General features: G+C 60.4%; 4 protein-coding genes and 1 pseudogene. 1 reads left to right on the top strand and 4 read right to left on the bottom strand.

The window, feature by feature from the left end; genetic code table 11:
- Positions 1-327: 327 nt before the first annotated feature.
- Positions 328-603, bottom strand: coding sequence for a hypothetical protein (locus tag CRT23_RS27380; RefSeq protein ID WP_103712617.1), 276 nt, complete (start codon positions 601-603; stop codon positions 328-330).
- Positions 604-1,408: 805 nt separating this feature from the next.
- Here CRT23_RS27380 and CRT23_RS29825 point away from each other — a divergent pair.
- Positions 1,409-1,484: pseudogene (locus CRT23_RS29825) on the top strand (DUF4113 domain-containing protein); the annotation flags it as partial.
- On the opposite strand, the gene CRT23_RS28785 reads toward CRT23_RS29825, so the two are convergent.
- The 3 genes from CRT23_RS28785 to CRT23_RS27370 form a co-directional block, all read right to left on the bottom strand.
- Positions 1,481-1,705, bottom strand: coding sequence for a hypothetical protein (locus CRT23_RS28785; RefSeq protein WP_181017505.1), 225 nt, complete (start codon positions 1,703-1,705; stop codon positions 1,481-1,483). The pseudogene CRT23_RS29825 and the gene CRT23_RS28785 sit on opposite strands and share 4 nt — an antisense overlap.
- Before the next feature lie 74 nt (positions 1,706-1,779).
- Positions 1,780-2,043 carry a hypothetical protein gene (locus CRT23_RS27375; protein ID WP_103712616.1) on the bottom strand — a complete coding sequence of 88 codons (264 nt, stop codon included), beginning with the start codon at positions 2,041-2,043 and terminating at the stop codon, positions 1,780-1,782.
- A gap of 30 nt (positions 2,044-2,073) precedes the next feature.
- Positions 2,074-2,454, bottom strand: coding sequence for a hypothetical protein (locus CRT23_RS27370; RefSeq protein ID WP_103712615.1), 381 nt, complete (start codon positions 2,452-2,454; stop codon positions 2,074-2,076).
- Between the last annotated feature and the right edge of the window lie 160 nt (positions 2,455-2,614).

Here is a 2,614-nt window from a genome sequence, read left to right as displayed (position 1 = left end):
CCCGGTATGCAGCGACCTCAGCTAAACTGATGCCACCACACCGCGGGACTGCACAGTCAGACGACGGATCCGACCGGGCGCCTCGGCGAGCACGGCTGGGGCGGTGGTGACGTCGCTGGCATTCCCAGAACCAAAGCGGATCAGCCTTCGGTCCGCGCTTCAGGTCGACGGCCTCGCGCAGAATCAGTCGCAGTCGACACTTGCCTTCGTGCTGCTCGTACACGCGGTCACTGGATGCGATCCAAGGGGCACTGGCTGTCGTCGCTGGGAAGATGCGTGGGCGATAGTCGTCAGTCGTGATCTCGCGCCAGGGCGGCTTCTGATCGGTCACCTTCCACCGATGAACAGCTTGTCCTGCGGGTTCTCTTTCCCAGCCTCGGACGCGAAGCCTTCCAAGTCCGGATTTCGCTGCGGAGAGCCCGGCGGAAGTGCGCTGACGGGACAGTACTTAACGCAGTAGACCTCGGGGTCGAATTGGTTCGAGCAGACGTTCTGCGCCTTTCCATTGATGCAGGCACAGGCGCAATAGGCCATCGCCGGCAGAGGGAACACAGTCAGAGCAACTATGAAGCCCACGACTCCAACCTGGACCATCTTCATCATCAGCTTCTCTCCGGCCGGGCCAGCAGGATCGCGGTGCGCACAGCCGCTCGCTTGTACCTTCCAGTCGCGTGGACGTCTCTGACGACCAGTGCGGCGAAGCGGTTTACGGCTATGGCTTCGCCGAGGTCGAGGAAGTAGCCCTCACCGATCGGGTACGGGCCCACGTCCGGCTTCGCAGCACCGCATCCACCTCGGCGCCGATCTCAACCGAGAGGATGGCCTGCGCCTTCGCGAGTTCGCCGGTCCTCACATTCGAATCAGCCATCAGTCAGGGATAGCACAGACTGTTGGGGCGCCACCTCTTACCGGCTCAATTGGCGGGCGCCTGAGCTGGGTCGTCGACAATTCGCCCCTCGGTTGAGGCGGTCGCTTCTATGCGAACAGGACGGACCTTCGCCTGCCGAGCACTTGGCGAGCAGCCATCACAGATGGAGCTAAGCGCACGATGCGCCTGATGATCGATACGTTGCTCGAAGGCGTTCATTAAAGCGGTGGTTTTGGCGTTCGCCTCTTCCAACGCTGCTTTGGTCTGCGGTACAGCCGGACGACCTTGGCCCCCCTCAACGGCAAGCGGCGGTAGCCGAACGAACAAGGGCTTTGGCCAAGGCTCTGACGCCGACGGCGCAACCATGCAGAGAAGCACCGAAGTAGATAGGATGGTTCGGAGCATGACACTGACCCCCGGCACGGTTCTGCAGCTTTAAGGGTCAACGCTTTCGTGGAGCTTGCGAGTTTTGTATGCATCTTAAGATGCATGACACCAGTTTCGAAGTCCTAGGGGCGGCAGGCTCAGCGAGAAGTGCACTTGGTCAACCAAGTTCGAGATGCTTAGCTCACGCTACACGACACATGTCAGTGAGTTGCCGAGCGCGCATTATTAGGAGGTGAGAGGATAAAAGTGATGAAAAACTCGATGTTTATCCATCTCGAGAATACCGTGATCTCTTCTGATCGACCATACAACGCACCCTCTTGCGAGTAGATCTCCTGCAATGTAGAGAGCTTCTTCTTCGCCTTTCAAGGCAAGATGAATATGGACTGTCGACTTGGCTTCAGAGCTGCCAGCCTCGGAGGCTTCGCTCCATTCAACGGTCCAAGACATCAGGTGCCTCCTAATCTGAACTCAGGATTCCATGGGATTTCTGGTCGCAGCAACAAGCTAATCTCCATAACTTGTCACCTACTTCCCGGCCGGGCCAGCAGGATGGCGTTGCGCACAGCAGCGCGTTTCAGGTGCTCGGTGGCTTCCTTGTTCGCCACGGTCACCTTCGCCCACTCGTGGCTGCTCACGGCCTCGGCGAGGTCGATCCGGTAGCCATCGCCAAACATAAGCGCCGTGGTGGTCGGATCAGCCATAAAGGCATCGACCGCGGCAACGACATCCGCCTCAAGGATGGAATTCGCCTTGAAGAGCTCGCCGGCGGTGGGGTTCTCAGCCATGCGGCAGAGATAGCACGCAGCGGGCCACCGTCACCGGCCGAACAACCACAGCGGCACTGCGCTGCTGGGGAGACCCGGCTTGTCCCGATAGAAGGCCATGTTCCCGAAGCGCATATGCTTGTCGGTGATCGCGGACACGCGCTCAGCGCTGAGCATCATGGCCCCGCAGAAGTCCGGTCGAATTGTTCCGACCTCGGGGTGTACGCCGAAAAGCTCAAGTGTCGTCCAGTTGAGGCCCGCCGCCTCGTCGGCCCAGCGATCCAGGAACTCGACGCAGGCCTCGTGTGCGCCGCCCCAGGACTGCACCGTGAAGCCTGGGCACGGGACGACGCTGGGCCGGAGGTCGAGGAAGGCTTTGCGCCAGATTTCAGGTTCGGCGGGGACGAGCTTGGGCTTCGGTGAGGCTGACATGGGGTCCGGCGCTTGCTGCGGGCCGGACGGAATGGAGCATCGAGATGCAGGTGCCTAGGGTGTGAACCGAACCAAGGCGTTGCGAGCGTTATCGTTTTGTGATTCAGAGCCGCCGTTTGCAGCATGGAGGCGGCGATGGCAGATCTGTTTTGGCTTTCCG

Source organism: Methylobacterium sp. V23, from assembly GCF_002917135.1.
GTDB lineage: Bacteria > Pseudomonadota > Alphaproteobacteria > Rhizobiales > Beijerinckiaceae > Methylobacterium.
This window is presented reverse-complemented; position numbering and strand designations above follow the sequence as displayed.